18 protein-coding genes are annotated in these 21,093 nt (G+C 55.1%); 9 read left to right on the forward strand and 9 right to left on the reverse strand.

Going from position 1 to position 21,093, the window contains the following annotated elements; translation table 11 throughout:
• The first annotated feature begins 35 nt into the window (after positions 1-35).
• The gene (locus tag GY33_RS19115; RefSeq protein WP_035271700.1) at positions 36-332 is read left to right on the forward strand and encodes a GAK system XXXCH domain-containing protein; all 297 of its coding nucleotides are present in this window, start codon (positions 36-38) and stop codon (positions 330-332) included.
• A gap of 207 nt (positions 333-539) precedes the next feature.
• Positions 540-1,334 carry a ParA family protein gene (locus GY33_RS0109070; RefSeq protein WP_031387030.1) on the forward strand — a complete coding sequence of 265 codons (795 nt, stop codon included), beginning with the start codon at positions 540-542 and terminating at the stop codon, positions 1,332-1,334.
• A 142-nt stretch (positions 1,335-1,476) separates the two neighbouring features.
• On the opposite strand, the gene GY33_RS0109075 is transcribed toward GY33_RS0109070, so the two are convergent.
• Positions 1,477-1,875 (reverse strand): hypothetical protein, encoded by a 399-nt coding sequence (locus GY33_RS0109075; protein WP_031387031.1) that lies wholly within the window; start codon positions 1,873-1,875, stop codon positions 1,477-1,479.
• Between the two features lie 121 nt (positions 1,876-1,996).
• Between GY33_RS0109075 and GY33_RS0109080 the strand changes: the two genes are divergently transcribed.
• The gene (locus tag GY33_RS0109080; RefSeq protein WP_031387032.1) at positions 1,997-2,887 is read left to right on the forward strand and encodes a ParB/RepB/Spo0J family partition protein; all 891 of its coding nucleotides are present in this window, start codon (positions 1,997-1,999) and stop codon (positions 2,885-2,887) included.
• A 123-nt stretch (positions 2,888-3,010) separates the two neighbouring features.
• Positions 3,011-4,030, forward strand: coding sequence for a bifunctional heptose 7-phosphate kinase/heptose 1-phosphate adenyltransferase (locus GY33_RS0109085; protein WP_031387033.1), 1,020 nt, complete (start codon positions 3,011-3,013; stop codon positions 4,028-4,030).
• A gap of 29 nt (positions 4,031-4,059) precedes the next feature.
• On the opposite strand, the gene GY33_RS0109090 is transcribed toward GY33_RS0109085, so the two are convergent.
• The gene (locus GY33_RS0109090) at positions 4,060-4,488 is read right to left on the reverse strand and encodes a GtrA family protein (RefSeq protein WP_084185000.1); all 429 of its coding nucleotides are present in this window, start codon (positions 4,486-4,488) and stop codon (positions 4,060-4,062) included.
• Between the two features lie 113 nt (positions 4,489-4,601).
• Positions 4,602-5,402, reverse strand: coding sequence for an ABC transporter permease (locus GY33_RS0109095; protein ID WP_031387035.1), 801 nt, complete (start codon positions 5,400-5,402; stop codon positions 4,602-4,604).
• A 592-nt stretch (positions 5,403-5,994) separates the two neighbouring features.
• Here GY33_RS0109095 and GY33_RS0109105 point away from each other — a divergent pair.
• Together GY33_RS0109105 and GY33_RS0109110 are read left to right on the forward strand one after the other, a co-directional pair.
• The gene (locus GY33_RS0109105; RefSeq protein ID WP_031387036.1) at positions 5,995-7,155 is read left to right on the forward strand and encodes a glycosyltransferase family 4 protein; all 1,161 of its coding nucleotides are present in this window, start codon (positions 5,995-5,997) and stop codon (positions 7,153-7,155) included.
• Positions 7,145-8,029, forward strand: coding sequence for a polysaccharide deacetylase family protein (locus tag GY33_RS0109110; RefSeq protein WP_031387037.1), 885 nt, complete (start codon positions 7,145-7,147; stop codon positions 8,027-8,029). Before GY33_RS0109105 ends, GY33_RS0109110 begins: the two co-directional genes overlap by 11 nt.
• Here the strand turns inward: GY33_RS0109110 and GY33_RS0109115 are convergent, their stop codons facing one another.
• The 5 genes from GY33_RS0109115 to GY33_RS19775 all read right to left on the reverse strand — a co-directional run bounded on the left by GY33_RS0109115 (position 8,030) and on the right by GY33_RS19775 (position 14,075).
• Positions 8,030-9,010, reverse strand: a complete 981-nt coding sequence (locus GY33_RS0109115; RefSeq protein WP_031387038.1) for a lysylphosphatidylglycerol synthase transmembrane domain-containing protein — start codon at positions 9,008-9,010, stop codon at positions 8,030-8,032.
• Positions 9,011-9,055: 45 nt separating this feature from the next.
• Positions 9,056-11,221: a LamG domain-containing protein gene (locus tag GY33_RS0109120; RefSeq protein WP_031387039.1), complete on the reverse strand. Its 2,166-nt coding sequence runs from the start codon at positions 11,219-11,221 to the stop codon at positions 9,056-9,058.
• Positions 11,222-11,288: 67 nt separating this feature from the next.
• Positions 11,289-12,308, reverse strand: a complete 1,020-nt coding sequence (locus GY33_RS0109125) for an NAD-dependent epimerase/dehydratase family protein (RefSeq protein WP_031387040.1) — start codon at positions 12,306-12,308, stop codon at positions 11,289-11,291.
• Positions 12,309-12,447: 139 nt separating this feature from the next.
• The gene (locus GY33_RS0109130; protein ID WP_031387041.1) at positions 12,448-13,284 is read right to left on the reverse strand and encodes a class I SAM-dependent methyltransferase; all 837 of its coding nucleotides are present in this window, start codon (positions 13,282-13,284) and stop codon (positions 12,448-12,450) included.
• 230 nt (positions 13,285-13,514) lie between these two features.
• The gene (locus GY33_RS19775; protein ID WP_051822462.1) at positions 13,515-14,075 is read right to left on the reverse strand and encodes a metal-dependent hydrolase; all 561 of its coding nucleotides are present in this window, start codon (positions 14,073-14,075) and stop codon (positions 13,515-13,517) included.
• Positions 14,076-14,407: 332 nt separating this feature from the next.
• On the opposite strand from GY33_RS19775, the gene GY33_RS0109140 reads away from it, so the two are divergent.
• The 3 genes from GY33_RS0109140 to GY33_RS0109150 are packed head-to-tail and all read left to right on the forward strand — an operon-like array spanning position 14,408 to position 18,069.
• Positions 14,408-15,205 (forward strand): acyltransferase, encoded by a 798-nt coding sequence (locus GY33_RS0109140; RefSeq protein WP_051822463.1) that lies wholly within the window; start codon positions 14,408-14,410, stop codon positions 15,203-15,205.
• On the forward strand, positions 15,202-16,872 hold the full coding sequence (locus GY33_RS0109145; protein WP_035271703.1) for a glycerol-3-phosphate dehydrogenase/oxidase: 1,671 nt from the start codon (positions 15,202-15,204) through the stop codon (positions 16,870-16,872). The genes GY33_RS0109140 and GY33_RS0109145 overlap by 4 nt, the downstream gene beginning before the upstream one ends.
• Before the next feature lie 21 nt (positions 16,873-16,893).
• A complete protein-coding gene (locus GY33_RS0109150) occupies positions 16,894-18,069 on the forward strand; it encodes a glycosyltransferase family 4 protein (protein WP_031387045.1) in 1,176 nt (391 codons plus the stop codon).
• 38 nt (positions 18,070-18,107) lie between these two features.
• On the opposite strand, the gene GY33_RS0109155 is transcribed toward GY33_RS0109150, so the two are convergent.
• The gene (locus GY33_RS0109155) at positions 18,108-20,669 is read right to left on the reverse strand and encodes a glycosyltransferase family protein (protein WP_152555152.1); all 2,562 of its coding nucleotides are present in this window, start codon (positions 20,667-20,669) and stop codon (positions 18,108-18,110) included.
• Positions 20,670-21,093: the final 424 nt, after the last annotated feature.

A 21,093-nucleotide genomic window follows, 5' to 3' on the forward strand; every position in this document is an offset into this window, starting at 1 on the left:
GTACGCTAAATTAACTTCTAACACTTCTTCACCCGATGAATTTTCCAGCAATCAAATCCCAAATGCTCGATTTGTTTACTGCGATTATGCAGGCCGCTGATTCTGGTGAATTGCCTGCACTCAAAGACGTTACTTCTTTTTTGCAGGCAACTGAGAAAATGGCCATGAACGCGACTGAGGCGTGGCATTCAGAAGCAGAAGATTTTTTACACTTAACGCGACAACTACATATGGTTGTCAAAAAACAGAACATTCAAGAGTCTGTCCTTATTCTTGACGCACTTCAAGATGCTCAAGAATTCTGTCATCGGTCGTTTAAGCCGGAGAGTTAATGTTTCACGTGAAACATTAACTCTCCGGCTACCGGCTCATATTAAAAACCGGCAACCACTCACAGCTGTTCAGCGGCCTTTAATCATTTGGACGTCCGGCCATTTCCGGTGTTCTTTCTCCCGCGGTCGGTTGTGGGAGGACAAGCTCTGATTTGGTCGGGCGTCCGCGCTGAAATGAACTATGGGTAAACTTTTGGTGGGTATGATGTGGCTGAAGTTATAGTGCTTGCGAATCAGAAAGGTGGAGTGGGGAAAACGACTACCGCCGTGAACTTGGCGGCATGTTTGGCGGTGATGGAGAAAGCGGTCCTGCTGGTTGATTGCGATCCTCAGGGGAACGCCACCAGTGGAGTGGGATGGGACAAACAGTCAGATCGCGACGATCTTTACTCCGTCTATTTCACAGCACAAGATTTTCACAAGGCCGTTCACACGACGAACTTTCCATATCTTTCCCTGCTCCCTGCCACATCAGATCTCGTGGGCGCGGAGTTGGAAATGGTTGAAAAAAGGAATCGAGAATTTTATTTGCGTGATGGGATTAATTCTCTGAAGCAAAATTATGATTTCATCATCATTGACTGTCCCCCGTCGCTGGGGCTGCTGACGGTGAATGCGCTCTGCGCGAGCCGTCACCTGGTCGTGCCGATGCAATGCGAATTCTATGCTCTGGAGGGGATGGCCCAGTTGATGCGGACCTATACGCTGGTCCGCCAGCGACTGAACGCTGAGCTGGAGTTGCTGGGGGTGGTGCTGACCATGCACGATCCTCGCAGCAATCTGACCAAGGATGTGGAAAGCGAGGTGTGCACCCATTTTCCCGGCTTGGTTTTTTCAACGACGATCCCTCGGAACGTCCGACTCTCCGAAGCCCCCAGCCATGGCCTCCCAGTGATCAATTATGATATCAAGTCCAAAGGATCCCAGGCATATCTTAAGTTTGCGGAAGAATGCTTCGGCCGACTTGAAGAGAAAAGAAAGCGGGGCACGGGGCGCGGTTGAGGTATTGCCTCTGTTTTTCAGCTAGGCAAGACTCGCTTTCGAGGAAACGAATAACAAACGGCCCGACACCTTGGTCGCCATCTTGATGGCCAGGGCGTCGGGCCGTTGACATTGTCGTACGGATTGAATTCGTCCAGAAGGGCTATTTCATGCCCGGAGGGGTACAGCTTACGTCGATGGCGTCCTTGAAGTGATTTTTACGTACCCGAGCTTGGCATTGGCAACATTCGAACGAAACCAAGCCGCCGAGGTTGGCCGCCTTGAGCAGAAATTTTCGTGGATCATCCAGTTTCCAATCCTGCGTTTGATTGCCACAGAGTCGGCAATGGACGTCCATATCTACGGGATAGGGGAAGTCCCAGCATGAAACGAGCATTTCCCAGTCGCTAATGGGCTCTTTAATTCCCTGAAATTTTGAGGCGGGGCGATCCAATGTGTTTCGTATTTTCTCGTCCAGTTGCTCCCAAAGGGCAAACGGGATAAAGACTCCTAGCGGCTTGCCTTGAGCGTCAAAGGTGTGGATGATGTTGTTTAAGGGCATGTTCTCTCCTGTTTTAGGTAAAGATTCGTAAATTATTCCAGTCGGTTCGTGGATGCGCGTCGATCCCGCGCATTAGAGATGATACTTGAATGCGCAGTGTCAAGGTGGAAGGAGATAGTTCATGGCTGTACGAGGGTTGGGCAAAGGACTCGGCGCGCTGCTGGGCGACGCGGGGAGGAGTGATAGCCAGAACGGGCGCGACGTCACGTTGATCAACGTGGATAGCCTGAGGGCTAATCGATATCAACCGCGTAAATACTTTTCAACCGAATCTCTGGAAGAACTGGCCGCATCGATCAAGGCCCAGGGCGTCTTGCAACCGATCCTTGTTCGCCCTGGAGTTAACCCGGACGAATATGAGCTGGTGGCCGGGGAGCGACGATGGAGAGCGAGCAAGCTCGCCGGGCAGCGACAGATTCCGGCCATCATCAGGGAGCTTGGGGACAAGGAAAGCCTGGCTCTGGCTCTGATCGAGAACGTCCAGCGAGAAGATCTCAATGCGCTGGAACAAGCCCAAGCCCTCCAGCAGCTTCAAGTCGAATTTCAAGCCACGCAAAACGAACTCGCTGAACGAACCGGACTCAGCCGACCCCATATCGCGAACTTACTCCGCCTGTTGCAACTCCCGGAACATCTCCAGAAAGACATTCAAGAGAAGCTCTACACGGCAGGACACGGCCGAGTACTTGCGGGGATCACGAATCCGGAGAGTCAAATGATGCTGCGAGACAAGATCATCGCCGCAGACCTCAGTGTTCGTGAGTGTGAACGTCACGCCGCCTACTGGAAACAGCATGGGCGCTTCGGTTTCCAGGTTGTGCAGGAAAAAGAAAGAACAGTGAGCGCAAAGAGCGAGCGGATGGCTAGGTTAGAGAAGATGATCGTTCGAGAGGTTGGTCTTCGAGGAGTCAGACTTCGCGGTACGGAAGATAAGGGCAGCATGACCATGCGCTACGCATCAAAGGGCGAACTAGCTGGGTTGCTGGAAAAACTTGGGATCGACGCGACATGAATTTTCATAAAAAACGATGATTGAATTCTCATAAATACGGTAGAGAACATTTAACATGTTGACCATTACTTTCATCTCGCCATGAACGCCTCCTTCGTAAACGCATCCTACAAACCAGAAGACTTGCTCGCGAGCATAGATAGATTGGCCGGGAACACGGTGGTCATCGTCGGCGACGTCATGCTGGACGAGTACATATTCGGAGCCGTGGAGCGGATCTCGCCGGAGGCCCCGGTACCCGTCGTCCGGATTGAAAGCGAGGAATATCGGCTTGGCGGAGCTGGAAACGTCGCGAAGAACATTACCGCCTTGGGGGGGCAAGCCCAGCTGTTTGGTTTTTTGGGAAGCGACGGCTCCGGTGAGCGGATGCGCGAGATGTTTCGGGAACACGGAATCCAAGACAAGTGCATTCAAGAGTGGCAACGTCCCACGACCCGCAAGACCCGGATTATCGCGCAACAGCAGCAGATCGTCCGGGTTGATCGCGAATCCGTTTGCCTGCCCTCGACGGAGAGCTTGGACAACCTCCTGCACGGCGTCGACGAGGCGCTCGGGAAGAGCAGGGTGCTGATCGTTTCCGATTATGGAAAAGGCTTGGTTTCCGGGCCGGTCATGGACAGGTTGCGAACGTTTCGTGAGTCGATGGCCCACGAGCCCCTGATTATCGTCGATCCGAAACCGAAGAATTATCCGGTGTACCGCGGTGTCGACCTGCTCACGCCGAACACCAGGGAAGCCGGGGTCGAAAGCCTTGTGCGTCAAGATGGCGCGGGGGACGACAGCTTGGGCGACGACGTTTTCGAGGCGGGGAAACGTCTGATGCGCGAGCTTGGAAGTCGAGAGCTTTTGATCACGTTGGGAGCCAGGGGGATGCTGCTGTTTCGCTCCCCCTCCCAAGCCGTCCACATCCCCACGGCCGCCAGAAAGGTCTACGACGTGACGGGCGCCGGAGATACGGTCATCGCCGTGCTGGGATTGGCTTTGGCAACGGGGCTGGAAACCCTGACGGCTTGCCTCCTGGCCAACTACGCGGCCGGAATCGTGGTCGGACAGATCGGGGCCACGGCGGTTCTACCGGAACAGCTCCAAGAAGCCGTGAAATCGTGGCCGCTTTCTACTGTTCGTGAAATATCAATGAGCTAAATTCGGGAGCAAAAAGGAGAGAATGGATTCTACGGGCAAGCGGTCTTGAAAACGAAATGTTTTCGAGCCAGATAGTTCCAGCCGAAGACAAGCCCGATGGCGGCGATTTTGGCCAGCATCATGTCCTGGTGCAGGACGGCTACGCCGATGTAAAGGATGATTTGGTTGAGCAGCAGGCCGCATATGCTGACCAGGTAAACCCAGGCGAACTCCTTTCTCCCGCAAAAGCGAGCGCCACTCACAAAAACATAACGAATGGATAAAAGATAGTTGAAAATAGCGGCCACGGTGAACGCGCCGACCCCCACGAGCAGGTAGTGAAATCCCAGAAGCCACGCGAAGATGAAGAACAAGGAAAGGTCGACGACGGCCGCAGCGCCGCCGACGAAAAAATAGCGGACAACCTTGAGTTCGAGACAGCCTGCGAACAACTTGGGAAAATTAGAGGTTCTATGCATTCCAGGTTCTCACATGACGAGAAATTAACGCTAGCCACGACACTTCCGAATTACTATTGGCAATTGAGCGAGGCTGCGGCAAAAGCGCTTAGTAGTGCGGTAAGGTGTTGAAATTAGACGTAGTCAGCAAAATTACGTTGTGTGGATTGAAAAATCCGGTACGAGAAATAGAGAAAAATGAGTGGCCAAACTAAGCCCAAGACGACCCCCCAAGACCAAAAGAAAGCACTTTCAGGCAGAAGCAGAGCCCGATACATCGTAATAATTGATGCCATTGGGTTTAAAAAATAGAGATTGCCCAAAAAGGGAAAACGATCAAGAAGAGGCTGAATAAAGGTAAGGTTATAAATTGCCGGTGTCATGAAGAACCAAGCCGTCAAGAGTAAATTAACGAGGTGTTGGATATCTCTGAAATAGACATTGGCCGATGAAACAAGCAAAACCATGCCCAAGATGAATACGGTTTGATATAAGACAACTATGGGCATTGCAAACAAGCCGACTCCGAGCATGCTTCCTTTCCAAGAGAGTATTAAAAGTAATAGAAATAATTGGACAAATATTGTCAGTATGTAATTAATCAAATTGCCGGCAACAACAGAAAGAGGTAGGATGACACGAGGGAAGTAAACTTTTTTTATTAGCGTTGCATTCCCAGTGATGCTTGACATGCCTCCAGATATGCTTTGTGCGGTAAATTGCCAAGCAAACACTCCAATAATTACATCTTCCGTTGCAACTCCACGACCTACTAGTAGCCTTAAAAAAAACATATAAATGATTGCCAGAAAAAAAGGATTGAGGATACTCCACAAAAAACCTAATACGGAATCCTTGTATTTACCCTTAAGCTCTCTTTTTACAAGATTCAAAAGAATTTCTCGATGCTTTACGATATTTTCTGAAAATTTCATGATTTTTTCTTTGCTGAGTGCTAGGTTGGAAGACGTTTATAAAGAATACCAACAGGAAAATATTTATTCTCAATTTTATTTTGCGAAGTATTCGCGACCAGATTCGTCATTAAATCGAGCACGGTCACGCCGTCAATCAGTGTCGCTCCTCGAAAAAGAGCGTGATCTTTTACGGTCGCGCTAAAGGCAGAAGAATGGACATGGTTTTGAGTCTGAATTGAAAGCTGAGAGTGGTTTTGATTTAATCAGAATCCAATTAAGTGTCTACCGAAGGTTTGCTTGTAAGGAATCCAATAATGTTGAGTTTTTTTGCATCTGAAGTTTCACGGCTTTCGAAAAATCATGGCCGACAGGCAGGACGTTTTAACGCTTTTTTTACCGTTTGCCCTGGCCGAATAAAATAAGGCAAATGGTTTGAAATATCATGGATGAAAGCTTTCCTTGAATAATTGTCAATACTTCGAGAATATCAATCAGCCTCGATCAGATGAAAAATCTTGGAATTTAAGTTTTCTAGGTGCAGATGGTTAGTTTTTGGTGTCGTACAGTCGCCCTATCTCAACCCTGTATGCGGCTTGGTTGTCTCTTCCCGATGAAAAATAAAGAAAAAGTAATTCGTCTTCTCTTTCTCAGCGATCACCTGGGGTATTCCAAGGGGGTGACCCACGGTGCCACCACGTACTTCCTGAACGTCCTCCATTTGCTACCGACAGCGGGTATTGACCTGCGTGTTTGCTTTCTAAGAAATCGGCACACAGTGGCTGAGAAGTTGGAGGAACGGGGAATTTTTCCAATGTTCTTGGACCGGGGCAAATGGGATCCTCGAGCATTGTCTGATCTGGTCAAATTGATTAAAAAGCACGATATAAACATGGTCCACGCTGCAGGCATGAAAGGGATTTTGCTAGGACGAACGGCTTGCCGTATCTGTGGATGCAAGTTCATCATGCATCTGCACGACACCAGCGTTCCCGGGCCGCTCTTTCGCTTCCTGCACCGCAGCATGGCTGGCTGGACGGATCGCTGCCTAGCCATTTCCAAAGCAGTGGGAGAGCTGGCCCGCAGTGAATTCGGTCTGCATTCCGAGCAGGTGATTGTACTTTACAACGGAATTGATCTGGGCAAGGCCGCCAACCCTTCCTTACAAGCACGGGAAAAAATCCGTCGGAAATTCGCCATTCCCGAAGACTCGCCGGTAGTGGGCGTCGTCGGTCGACTCTCTCCGGAAAAAGGCCAGGAGGTTTTGATTAGCGAGATCCCACGCTTGTTGACGACACATCCCAAGGCCATCCTCCTGCTGGTCGGCGACGGGCCGACGCGTCTGAAGTGCGAAAGTCTCGCAGCCGAGCTTGGCATTATCCATGCCATTAGATTCTGTGGACATCGCACCGACATTCCGGACATCCTCGCAGCCATCGATGTGCTGGCGATCCCGTCGTTGAAAGAAGGGCTTTCCTTCAGCGCCATCGAAGCCATGGCGTCCGGACGACCCGTGGCAGCCTTTCGCGTTGGGGGCCTGCCGGAACTTATTGATCAGGAGCAGACCGGGTTGTTGGCCCCGGAACACGATGCGCCGGGCCTTGTGGACCAAATCCGTCGGCTCCTGGATGATGAGATATTGGCGGCAAGAATAGTCGTCAGCGCCAGGGCTTTTGCTTGTAAATTTTCAGTGACCAGCCATGTTGAAAGTCTACTCGACATATACCAAGCAGTTCTCTCAGAATCTCAGGTAGGGGAGCGCAATGCTCGGTAAACTCCAAAACAGTTGGGAGAAGAACTGGCCGGAAATCCGCTGTGGCTTGACAGGCTCCCTGCCGGACTTCATCTTGGCCCGCGCCCCGAAACCTCCCGGAAGCTCGGTGCCGGTATTTTGCTACCATGTGGTGGAAAGCGCGGATTTCGAAAAGGATCTCGTCTATTTAGCGGAAAACGGCTACGACACCATCACCGCCGATGCCCTGCTTACACATCTGACCGGGCAAGCTTGCGTGGACAAGCCCTCAGTCGTGCTCACATTTGACGACTGCTCGCGCAACCTGTTTACGACGGCCTTTCCCCTACTTGAAAAATACGGCCGCCACGCCGTGGCCTTCGTGGCCCCGCACTTCCATGATTTTGCCGAACTGACCGTAAGTTCAGACCTGCGCCCCTGCACATGGGACGAGATAAAGGTCATGAGCCAGTCAGGGCTCGTGGACTTCCAGTCCCATTCCCTAGAGCATCGCTACTTCCCGCGGTGGCCCGAGCCCGTGCCGCTGTGCGGCGCGGAGGCGGCACTCAACGCCACGGTTAATCCTCATTCCTTTCGGACAATGGAACAGGATCTGCGTGAATCGAAAAGGGTCCTGAGTCAGCGCCTGGAGGTCGACGTAAAGCATCTGGCCTTTCCCCGTTATGACGGGACAGATGAGGCCGTCAGGATCGGACAGGCTTTAGGGTATGAAGGGTTCTGGTGGGGAGTGCTGCCCGAGCGTCCGACTAACCGTCCGGGCGACTCGTCGGATCGTATCGTGCGGATCAGCGGAGAATTTCTGCGCCGGTTGCCTGGCGAGGGGCGAAGGCCACTGGCTGAAATACTGCGTGCCAGGTATGGGTTCGCGTTGCGCCGGATGCGCGGGTGGTGGTAATCAGACGGTTTTTTGAGAGGTGACTTCTCCGCCTACCAGGCCGCCGCGCAGGTAGAAATAGAATCCCGGCAGGCTGGCTAGGCGCACGATCACGTGCTCTAAAATGGAAATGGCAACTGCTGCGGACCCGGCCACGCCGATGGCCCCCAGAAAAGCGAAATACGCACCCTCCTGCAGTCCCAGTCCGCCGATGGACACGGGCAACATCAAGGCCACAAAGATCAAAGGCAGTACCATCGCCAAAAGCCATGGATTTACGTCAATGTTCAGGGCCATGGCCTGGGTGTAAACTATGGAGATGCGCAGGATGATCATCAAGGCAAAGATGACGGTATTGGCTAACAGCGCTCGCTTGTGATCACGATAGGCCCGCAGGCCGGAGTAGAACTCCTTGAGCTTGTCGGTGATTTTGTCGCCAAATGTTCGACGCAGCAGTGGGGCGACCCACTTGTTTAGTATGGGGTGCGCGAGAACCAATATCACCCCGGATGCGCCGAAAAACAGGAGAGGAAAGACTATGGCCATGGGCCAGGGAAGGTACGAGCCTGCTGCCAAAAGAGCTGCGGCGGCCGCCAGGAAGAGATGAATAAATACGGATATGGCCCTGTCCGCCGCCGAAGCGGCCACGGCTTGGACAGGTTTGGTGCTGCATCTGGAGATGGCCACCATGCGCAATACGTCGACGCCCACTGATGATGGTAGAAACAGGCCGAAGCTGACTGAAGTCATCTGGATGCGGAACAGTTGCCACAGGCTGAGGTCGCTGCCGTGGATGTTCAGCAGAACACGCCATTTCCAGGTGCTCAGCAGCCGTTCGCCAAGCACCAGAAGAAGCAGCACCATAAAAAGTTCCCAGCGTAACCCGACCATCAACCAGGCCATTTCGGAAAGATCGATAGTGTAGGCCAGAGCCCCCAGGAGGCCCAGGCTCAATACGACGCGGAGCAGGAGTTTCAGGTGGTTGCGAAGTGGTCTGGTCAAACGGTTGTCCGCTGTGATTGAGCGAGGGAACGGAACATTCGGGCCTCAACTCTGTACATCGTAGTACAAGGGCAGCAGAAAGTCGTGCCCTTCCATGGAAATCTTCTCGCCCTCAAGTTCGGGCCGATCATCAAAGAATTCCAGGTGGAGTTGGTAGACTTCGCCTTCCCGCCGAGCAGCGGCATCCAGAACCCGTCCGTCCATGATCACCCAATGGGCGATGAGAATCTCCGGGGTGTTCGTCTCACCTTCCAAGACCTCTTCCACGGCGTAGCGGTTCACCAACAGGGCCCGCTGGTATGGGGCCACCGCCTCCACCGTGGGTACGGGCAGCGCTTCCAGAAGCCGCACCCGGGCAACCAGCGCCTGCGCGGGGGTGCGATCCGCGATGCGAGCTTGGGCCTCTGAGTAACGCCGGCCCGCTTCCTCGGGCGTCAAGGCCCGGTTGTAAATGGCCACGCCTTCCAGTTGCCCGGCCCAATGTCGCCCCCCGCCCCACTCGTCTCCGAATAACATATGTTGCGGCGACCAGGTGCTGAAGCCGCCCTGAACGGCGTCCGAGGAGAAGACCGGTTGGCCGTCGGCAAACGCCGTCACCCGGCCGTTCCAATAGGTCACGACGACGTGGGTCGTTTCTCCGGCCTTGAGAGGCAGTAAATCCAATTCCGGAGGAACGGCGTTGACTCCGGTCCTCTCCGTGCGCAGGCGCAGGACAAGCCGGTCGCCGGACTGACCCAGCGTGACGTTTCGGGCGCTGGGCCCGGAGGAAAAGGTGATGATCCGTGCCGGCCCGGACTGGTCGGGCAGGGAGGGCGTGATCATGGCTTCAATGGTCAGTTGATTGGCGTCCCGAAGGGCTGAGAGGAGGGCGTCGGCTTGGTCCAGGACAAAGTGCCCTCCCCGAGACGTGTCCATGGCAAAATGGCGGGTCAGTCGGGCCGTACCGCGAGGTTCAAGATGCGAGTCGCGGTATCGGTCGTTGCGTGGATCGAACAAGACGCTGGCTCGCGAAGCGGTTTCCCAGCGAAAAAGCAGGCCGTCCTCCGGAGCTCCAGAGGGTGACGGGGTCGACGGGGCCGACGGGCCGTCGTGAGGTTCCGCGTCATGGGACGGCGTCTTCATCTGGGATTCGGCCTCGGCATCCCGGGCCTGGATCAGTTCCAAACCCGAAGCCACCCAGACGTCGGGGTAGTAGTCCGTCAAGGTATCGTCCGTCAGGCGGTGCCAAGCCTCCACGGTAGAGAAATCCGCGCTGAAGCGGCCGATGTGCAGGGAGACCTCCGGGCCTCCGGTCCGAATCCGGTTGCCGCCCCCTCCCCTGATATAGGGCCCGGTGACCACCATAAACCGGGGATGGTTGGACCAGCGCGGATGATAGACCTCGTAGCCGTCGATGCCCGGCGCGGTGTTGATGGCCACCTGCCAGCGATGTTCCGTGCCGTATCGCTGCATGGTCAGGTTGCGGTGCGATCCGTCGAAGACCCAGAACAGGTATTGGTCGTCCGGGGAGATGGACGGCCAACAGCCTTGGGCCAGTCTGTCCCAGGCCCCTTCGGTCAGTCGCGCCACCCCGGCGTGGGGCCAGGGAAAGGTGCCTCCGGCCATCTTGCCGTCGATGGAAAGCTGAACCTGGTCCTCGGTGACCGGGGTTCGGTCCCAGACGAGTTCCCGGATTCCGGGATCATCCAGCCGCACCCGCTCCATCCGTTGCCTGGTGGGGGCCCTGTTCCCGTCCTGTCCGACTCCGACGTACAGCCATTCCAGGCCGGTGAACGGATCCATCCATACGGCCAGGCCCGTGCCGGAGGCTACTTCGCGCAGTCCGGAGCCGTCCCAATTGACGACCATCACGGCGTCCCGGGCGCGATCGGTATAGACCACTCGGTCGCCGCCCGGGGTGATGTACGGCTTGGCGAAATTAGCCGGTCCATCCAGGATGATCCGTTGGCCCAGGCCGTCCCGTGAATCGAAGCCCATCAGGCGCAGGTTGTCGCCCTGGGCCCCGGGATTCCCGCCCTGGCCGAGATCCTGAACCCAGACGACCCGTGTGTGGGCTCCGGTCAATTCCTCGATGCGGTCGATCTGCGCATCCGGGGTGTTGTTCGCATTGGCGGGCTGATCCTCTCGTGTGCAGCCGAAGGCCAGGACAATCGCCAGGATCAGTGTCCAGAAAAGGCATGATGAAGTTACGTAGTGAGCGTGCTTGGTCATGGTGCGTTATCCTCCTTATCCGCAACAGGAGTATGCCCCAGGAATGAAGAGTCAATGCCGAAGCAACTCAAGCCTTCAACCAGCCTTGCTCCGCGTACCAGCGGGCTGTTTCCAGAATGCCGTCCTTGTTGGCGTGTCGGGGCGTATAGCCGAGCACGGTTTTGATCTTGGCCACGTCGAAATGTCTGTCCTTGGAATAAAAGGCCACCCGGCGGCGATACAGCGGGGGGGCGATGCCCAGGGGGTGGCAGATACGTTCGCAAATGTCCGCGGCTAGGAAAAAGGGTCCAATGGGCAGACGGAGCACTCTCAGCTTTCCGCCGAAGTGCTTGGCCACGATCCCGGCGAGATCGGCAACGGCGATGGGCTCGTCGGCCCCGGCAATGAAAGCCTGGCCCAAGGCGTCCGGATGGGTGGCCGCGATCAGGGCCACGTTGGTCAGGTCGTCCACATGCACCAGATGGTACATGCACTTGCCCTTGCCCAGGAGGGGGAACACGGGTTTGAGGGCCATCCGAAACAACTTGAGCAGACGGCGGTCGCCGGGACCGTAAATAGCCGCCGGCCTGATGACCGTGTACGGCAGTCCGTGCTCCATGGCATGGGTCTGCAGCCACAGCTCGGCCTCCAACTTGGTCTGTTGGTACTCGTCGTCCGGGGCGAAAGGAGTGCCCTCGGTGGCTGGTGGATGGACGATATGCCCATGCACCCCGATGGTGGAAAAATGGACAAAGCGTTTGAAATCGGAATTTTTCATAGCCTCGCGGGCCAGGATTTGAGTGGATCCGACATGCACGTTCCAATAATCCTGGTATGAGCTACGGGGTTGTCGAAAAGCGGCTGCGACATGAAAGACATATTCCTGCCCGGCCATGGCCTGGGCAATGATCTGTTTATCGAACACCTCGCCCCTGTACCAGGTCACGTTCAGGTCCTTGAGCGGCTTAAGGTTGGAACTGCTTCTGGCCACCGCGCTGACCTTCGCGCCAGCCTCGACCAGCTTGCGGGTGAGCACGGTTCCGGTGAAACCCGTCGCGCCGGTGACGAGAACCGGGGTTCCAGGGGGGATCTGGCAAATGTTGTCCATGGATAATCTTCTAAGGCTTTCGTGGTGATGAGGGAACGTGAATATTTTTCCGGATGAAAAAGACGGGGATTAGAACAGTTATCAGTGACGCCGTGCTCCTATGGTATCAACGGAACCATCACAAGATACGTTATCCAAATCAGAGCTTCCGGGCCTCGATGAAAATATACCCGCTTTCCTCCGCTGGAAGCAGGGCCCGGCTCGCCTCGAATCGCTTGCGAAACAGATGCTCGTAGTAAGCCGCGACGCGATTGCGCCGGGATGGCAAGGTAATATACCGCAGCACGCCGTTGACGCGCAGCGGAGTCCAGGCCAGGAAGCTCCAGAACGGGGTGTCCGCCAGGGAGAGAAAGCCGTGGCACTGGCGAATGATAAACCCGCCCTGCACAAGTCGCGACTGCCACTCCTTGGGATTGAGCAGATGCGTTTGCATCATCCGGGCGTTCATGGCGTCCGCGTAGCGGCGGGCCAGACAGTCCGATCCGGCGCGTCGCAGGAGGCGGGTCAGCCAATAGTGCTGGTCGTAACGATCCGTGCAGACCGAAGCGTAAAAGATTCCCCCAGGGCGCAGAACGCGATGAAATTCGGCAATGGCCGTGTCCAGGCCAGGATGAATGGCGAACAGGCTGGCGTTGGCCGTCACGGTCTGGAAGGATTCATCTGGAAACGGTAAATCCGTGGCGCTTCCGTGGATCATTTCCTTGTACAAGGATCGGGCTTCGGGGCTGGCCGCATCCAGCGCGCTTTTGAGCAGCTCGATGCCCGAAAGATGATCGGGCTTGCCGAAGGCATCGGCCAACAAGACGCCGAATCCGCCGTCGCTGCACCCCACATCCAGCACTGGCGAGGCAAGTTCGGCACTCGCCAACTGATAGGCGCGCAGTTGTAAAGCGTTAAAAAACGCCGCCATCGGCTTGAACCAGTAGCGGCGGCAGGACAGCGTCAGCATATCCTTTTTATCGGCGGTGTTGGACATGGCAAAAGCTCGATGGTTTGGTTGCACTTAAAGCGGCGGACGCCTCGGGCGGTTTGAAGCTGCCCTGATGAGAACATTACCGCTAAGTGCGATGTTCAGCAGGATTTATGTCGCCATAACCGCGATTTTGAAGGTTGGCCCGATATTTCTCGGGCAAATATTCCGGCTCGGTTGAAACATTCACTATTTCCAGCTTTGGGATGGCTATCGGCTGGAGAGTCTGGGGGGCATTACTCGACGAAAGCCGTATCGGGAACATGTCGATGCGGACGAAATACAATGCGCGCCAAAAGCAGGAAGCCTACGATCATCGCCAGCTCACTGCCGATGGTTATCAGGTGATGCGCGGAGAAGAGGCCTTCAGAGTGTCGCACTCCGTAAAAAATCATTATGGGCGTGGAAAAGCGTTCGTCCATGAACGGCCAAAGCAACTTCACGCCGGGACCAAGGGTCGCCGCGTCCATGACCAGATGCAGGCCGTAGGAAATCAAAGCCACGGCGGATATCCGCGAATAACTCCACCAGTCAAGAAACCGACTGAATAATAATCCAAAAACGCCCGTGACAAACAAACAGGCTGCAATGCCGAAAAAAAGGCTGTGTGATATCTGATTATGGTAGAGGGCCATGTCTCCGGTAATGAACCCGGGAATGGCGTCCAGGTCTGGAGCAACGGAAAAAATGAGGGCTGCTCCCCAGACTACGCGACGTTGGGCCGGATCGTCGATGTCGCGGGTGAAGCCGACCGCGACGGCCGCACCGGCGGCAAGATGGGCTATGGGTGAGGGCATGGTCCAGCGGTTCCGGGAAAACGATCGCCGTGAATCTTGTATTGCAGCTCGTTATTTGGCATGTTGCACTTCTTTGCGAGACGCAAACTGCGTTCGTCTGTACGCGTCGCCAAGGCGGAAAGCAACGAAACGGGGCTTTCGCGGCGGTCTGAGTCCCCTGCTTATTACTTGAAGCGGACGGTCCAGGCAACCCGACCGAGGCGATTCGAAACAGCCCCTTCAGGTTCAACTTTTGTGCACCATTTTCGCGCCATATCCGCCATCCACCGCCGTGCTCCGGGCGCAATACAGATCAGAGACGCGGCCTTCGAGACGTACCAACCAGAGAAAACATGACCAACTCCCCCCCGCAGACTCCCCCCGCCCGTCGCACCCTCGCGGCCCAGCTCAACGACGAATCGTCCTCTCCTTTGCGCTGTTATGCCAGAAAAGTCCTCGGCGACGCGGGCGCGTTGTCCCTGGCCTACTACGAGGTCGTCAATTTGTTGTTTTGCAACCTGCCTTCCAGCTTGGGCTTTTTCCTGCGCCGGACGTTTTACCGCCGCTTGTTTCGATCCGTCGGTTCCGGGCTGATCCTCGGGCGCGGCTTGAGCATCCGTCATCCCGGCAAAATAACCCTGGGCCACAGGGTCGCGGTGGACGACAACACCCTGCTGGACGCATCCGGTTTGAAAGGTGAAGGAATCTTCATCCATGACGACGTGATCGTCGCCCGTAACTGCGTTGTGCAGGCCAAGATAGGTTCCACCATCATTGGTGCGCGTACGGAAATCGGCGCCAACACGATCATTTCGTCCATCTCCAGGGTTGAAATCGGAAAATTTGGACTGGTCGGTCCGCTCTGTCTCATCGGGGGAGGGAACTACAAAACGGACAGAACGGATATCCCGATGATGGATATGGGCTGGACGTCACGTGGACCAGTGGTGGTGGGAGACGACGTTTGGATTGGAGCGGGGGTGTCCATTCTGGATGGAGTACGCATCGGCAAGGGATGCATCATCGGTGCCGGTGCTGTGGTTGCCAAGGATCTACCCGACTACGCCGTGGCTATGGGCGTGCCGGCGAAAATCATGAGATATCGCCTTGTTCCCGGAAATGGCCAATCTTCGGAGTACACCGGGGCATGATGCTGGACTTACGGGAAATCGCCTCAAAACACTTCGACATCCTGGTCGTCGGCGGGGGCGTCAACGGTGCCTGCGTCGCCTGGGACGCGGCCATGCGCGGGCTGTCCGTGGCCCTGGTGGACAAGAACGATTTCGGGGCGGCGACGTCCGCGGCCACGGGGAGGATGATCCACGGCGGAATCCGTTATCTCCAACACCTCGCTCTGGGCAGGGTCAGGACCTCCCTGCATGAACGCATTTTTTTCCTGCGTTCGGCACCGCACCTGGTCCATCCGGTGCCGTTCCTGATTCCCACATACGGACACGGCCTCAAAGGCAAGGAAGTTTTAAGTCTGGCCATGACCGTCTACGACCTGCTTGCCCGGACCGAGGGGGCCAGGAGTTCCCGCCGGACAATGCCGGGTCACAAGCGGCTTTCCCGTCAGGAGACCTTGGCCTCGGAACCGCATTTGCTCGCCGAGGGGCTCACCGGCGCCATCCGTTTTTACGACTGTCAGATGCCCTTTCCTGAACGGCTGACCCTGGCCATCGTTCTTGCCGCGCGGCGAGAAGGGGCCGAGGTCCTGAATTACGCGCAGGTCAAGGATCTGCTTGTAGACGACGGCCGGGTCACCGGAGCGAACGTCATGGATGTCTTTACTGGAAGCCAATTGACCATCAAGGCTGATCTCACGGTCAACGCCGCCGGTCCATGGGTCAACTCCGTGCTCAAGTCCGGGGGGCTGGCCGATACCGTAAAGGGGGCCTCGAGGCTCCTTTCAAAAGGCATCCACATCATCACCCGTTCCCTGACCAGCGGACACGCCCTGGCCCTGGCCACCCGCCATAAGCATTCCGGAGCATGGCTGGACCGGGGCGGACGGCATTTCTTCATCGTCCCCTGGCAGGGCCTCTCCCTTATCGGAACCACCAACAGTCCATTCAACGGCGCACCCGATGACGACATCGTCACCGAGGAGGACATCCGCGGCTTGATCGATGACGTAAACTCCGTCTATCCGGCGGCCGGACTGTGCCGCGCCGATATCCGGCACTTCTACGGCGGACTCTATCCCGACGACCCGTCCCGTCCCCCGGGGACGGGCTACCAAGGCTCACGGGAGGACAACATCATCGACCACGGCGTCTCCCAGAACATCCAGGGCCTGATCTCGGTCATCGGGGTGAAGTACACCACGGCCCGCCTGCTGGCCCAAAAGATCGTGGACTTAACATGCCGCAAGCTGGCGCGACAAGCCAAGCCCTGCCGTACGGAAAGCGCGCCCTTGTTCGGCGGCGGGATAACGAACCTCAAGGACTTCGTCGCTGACGAATGCAGGCATCGCCCCGACATTCTCTCCGAGTCCAGGATCGTGGACCTGATTCACGCTTATGGCACGAACTATACGGAAATCCTTGAGTTGTGCGTCCAAGACCCGGATCTTGCTGAGGAAATCCGTCCGGGAACCGCCATCCTCAAAGCCCAAGTCGTGCATGCGGTACGCCGGGAGATGGCCCGGAACCTTCAGGACGTGGTCTTTCGGCGCACGCCGCTGGGCTGCCTGGGCCGCCCCGCTCCCGAGACCCTGCGCTGCCTGGCCCGAATCATGGCCGAGGAATCGGGGTGGGACGATACCAGAAGGGAAGAGGAAGTTCTCGCCGTGGATGCACGGTATCTGGCCAAATAAGTTCAGGTTCCTGGACGTGCCATGAAAATCCTGCACATAGCGCCCACGCCTTTTTTCTCTGATCGCGGCTGCCACATCCGGATCCACGATCAGATCGCCGCGTTGCAGCGCCAAGGTCACGACGTGCTCCTGACGACCTATCACCACGGACGGGACGTTCCGGGCATCCCAACCCGGCGCAGCTTGCGCGTGCCCTGGTATTCCAAGGTTGATGCCGGTTTTTCCTGGCACAAACTGTATCTGGACGTCCTTTTGTTCTTCACGGTCTGGCGCGCCTGCCTGAACTTCAAGCCCGACATCATTCACGGACATCTGCATGAAGGCGCCGCCCTCGGCTGGGCAACGAGCCTGCTGGCCTCGGCCCGCAAAATCCCCGTGGTTTTCGACGTTCAGGGCAGCCTGAGCGGTGAAATAAAGGCCTACGGCTCGTTGGGACCGCTCAAGAAACTGCTGTTCCTCTTCACCTTTCTGGAAAAACTGGTCTGCAAGCTGCCGGATTTTTTCGTCTGCAGTTCAGAGGCTGCGGCCCATCTCATGAAAGCCGAGTTCGGCGTGCCGGAGGATAAGATTCGAGTGATCCGCGAAGGCGTCGACGAATCGAGCTGTTCGGTGGACGACGCAAGCTGTCTGAGGGAGAGTTTGGGTATTCCTCAAGAAAAAATGGTCGTGGGATATATTGGTTCGCTTGTGCGGGCCAAGGGGATTGACCTTCTGATCCAAGCCATGCCTGCAATTCGACAACGCGTGGAAAATGTCCACTTTCTGCTGGCAGGATATCCACTTGAAGAGTGCCAAGGACGTGTGGACGCGATCGGCACCGCCGACGTGACCACGCTCTGCGGCAAGGTGGACTATTTCCAGTTGTTTTCCCACCTGTCCGTGATCGACGTGGCCGTCGACCCGAAACAGGAAGGCTCAGGAGAAGGCAGCGGCAAAATCCTCAACTACATGTCCGCAGGCTTGCCCGTGGTCTGCTTCGACACCCCGGCCAACCGCGCCTTGTTGGGCGCTGACGGCAGATACGCGGCTCCTGGAGACGCCATGGATCTCGCGGAAAAAATCGTCGCGCTTCTCCTGGATTCGGATCAAGCTCGTATTATCGGTGGAAATAACCAATCGTGCGTGTTCACGAAATATTCAGCAACAACGCAAGCAAGGGCTCTTGAGGACATATACCGTCGGCTGGTCACGAACTGAAGGCAACGTGTACTGGACGTCGGATCTGGGTAGCAGGGTTATTGAAGGCGCCGGAAGATAACCTCATCCAGTACCAGGTCGGCCTGCCCCGCGAAAAAAAGATCCATATTGAATGGAAGATTGTTGTCCACCCGGATCTCGAACCGCCAAGGTTGCCCCTGGTGGAGAGCCATGGACTGTTTGCCCGCGTCGTTTGTATCCGACGTGATACGCAGTTCGCCGATTTCAATCCCTGGCTCGGCATCTGTCGAATAATCCAAACTCACTTCATAAAGGCCTGGCTCCAAGGGCATTCTCGGTCCATAAAAAACCACCCTTTCAGCATAGTTCTTTTTGAGAAAAGTCACCCGGTCCTGGTTGATGTCCGTGAAGCCCGCGCGAAAGAAATTGGCGGCCGGGACTGAAATTATCTCTCCTGGTTGGAGAAAGGGCCACCTTCCGGCAGCCAAAAGGGCGGAATCCAGGTCAATGTTTCCGGCCTCAAGTGCCAAGCGCACGGATACATTGGAGAACGTTTCAATTGATACCGGCAACTCCAGCCACTGCCAATGCTGATGTTCCACGACCAAAAGCTCTTCCCTGAGCAGGTCTTGGCCGACAAATATCTCCGCCCGAAGCAGGCCCTGCCCTCGGCATCTGATCATCCACCGCAACCCCGGGGCGGGAGGCGACCCTGTCTGAGCAATATGGACAACGGCGCCGTCATCGGACAGCGCAATGTAATTCCTGTCGCTGGCAGAGGTATCTTCAACCAAATCCACATTTTCATAAAGGGACCGTTCCATTTCCCAATGTCTCGCCGGAAAGAGCGGGCCGCTTGCCTGCCTCGCCATCTTGTGCGGCTCCCGAGTCTGTTCGTCAGGGGAGTCCAGGATTCTGAACGCCCAGACGCTATCGCCATGTGCCAGGAATTGCAGGGAAGGATGCTTGAGAAATTTTTTAAGGGCATAGCTAACCGGAAATGGTGCTACTTTTTCAGGGTAAAGGTTTTCATGGATCACAATATGCCCTATCCCCATGGCTCGAAGGAACGATATCTGTTCAGAGGAAAGATAACCCTGGTTAATGCTGTGTAACGGCAAAAATATCTCGTCAAAATACGTTTTGGAGACAGCAGGGCTGTAACCGTTGAGCATGCGAACCCGGTACATTAACGCAAAATGCTGGTAAATGGCCGCGTAATGGCTATCACCGGGCCACAGGGTGACGACAACGATATGAGGATTCTCCCCGCGACTCAATGCATCCTCTGCCACGGCCTGATACGCCGGTTGCTCTTTTGACAGGTAGATCAGGTCAGGTTTGCTCAGTGTTGAATAATCCCAAAAAATTGGAACCGCCACTAGCATTACACAAAACCCGCGCCACATGGGTATGGCAGAACCGGCCTTGACGAGGACGGTCAAGGCTGTCACTCCGGCTACTGCCAACAAGGTCGGCATGAGGCAGAATATTTTCCCAGCTTGACGAATCATGGTGTACGGCGGAATCAATTCACGAACCAGCGTGAAAAAACCTCCTGTACGGAGCCCATGCGGTCCCAGAGCCAATATCGCCATGCCCAGAATCCCCAGGCAAAGAAAGGTCATGAAAAGCAAAGGCTTGAGTTGTTGACGAGGTTCGCGTAGAAAATTCCAAGAAAGCAAAACAAACCCGACAATGATCAAAACAACGATGGCCCAACCCAAATACACTTGGCTGGAAACGTCTCCAGATTGCCACGTGAAAAAGCCGGAAGCCTGTGGTGAAAAGACGGCGACCTCACCGAGGTCCCTTCCTTGCCCCATGGCGGTTTCACTCAAGGATTTCGCGAGACTCCTCACAGCAAAAAACATGCTGCCCCCCACCAAGGCAGCCGGGGTCAGCGCAAGCGCAATACGACCGTACCTGCTGCCTGCTTTGCCTGAAAGACCTGAATCGGCCAGCAAAGCAAGCATACACCAAGCGGGAATGAGCAGCATGCCGAAGAAGAAAATATGCGCATCTCCTAAATACATGAAAAGTATTGCCAGTCCGGCCACAAAACCACCGCGAAGTTTTCCATCACGCACGGCGAGGTCGAGCCCAAGGATCAACACCGGCACCCACATCATGGCAAAGCCGGTGGGACTGGCATCAAAAAGCGCTTTCCAGCGATATGGAAAGATCAGCACGAAAATGCTGAACAGGGCAATGATCCATTCGTCCTTAGTGTAGCGACGCAAGAGCATCCAGGTTGCCAAGAGGGTCAGCCATAGAGAGATGATCCCCGCAATATTCATACCCAAAGCCTGGGTTGAGACTAGTCGAACCGCGCTATAAAATAACGTAAATGGAACATAGTAAGTATCAGGAGAAAAGCGCTCGGCATCGTCACCAGTATGAAATTCGTAAAGATTGTAAAACCAAGGTGTCTTGCCTGTAACCCATTGATGAAATAATTCAAAATAATAAAGCAATTGCAGAGAATCCCCGGGTGTCATATAGGCAATGCTGTCTGAACTTTTGTGGGCTGAAAGTGTTATCGCATTTGCCATGTGTAAGGGTAAAGGCCAGGACAATACAATCCAAACCAGAAAAGTCAAAACAAGTGTTGTTGGTAAAAATATTAATTTTTTCATAGTTGGTTAAGTCTATAGGGTATTAGTTTGGAAGTTTTAAGTTGCGTGTAAGGAATTAAATCTAATCAGTGTAATATTCTTTATTTAGCTAAAAAATACTGAAATGTGACATGAATTTCTCTTTGGTCCTTCGACGTTGTATCTTTGAAAACGTAAAAAAACGTCGCAACGCCCCCTTGCGTGGTATTTTCACTGATGACATACTGATTTTTTTTCAAAGGAACAGGGCACTAGGCAAACGACGCCAATACTGTTGATTTTCAATGGGGGGCCGTGTTGGTACCCACTTTTTGAGGTTGAAATTAAGGCTTGGATGTGATTTTTCACCGTCCTTTGTCTTTGGCTAGTACCATCCTGCCAATTAAGGCACAAGCTTGACATTTTTGCTTAAAGGGCTTTAGAATTAATTGTTCAGTCGAATACT

It is taken from the genome of Desulfonatronum thiodismutans, assembly GCF_000717475.1.
Classification (GTDB): Bacteria; Desulfobacterota; Desulfovibrionia; order Desulfovibrionales; family Desulfonatronaceae; genus Desulfonatronum; species Desulfonatronum thiodismutans.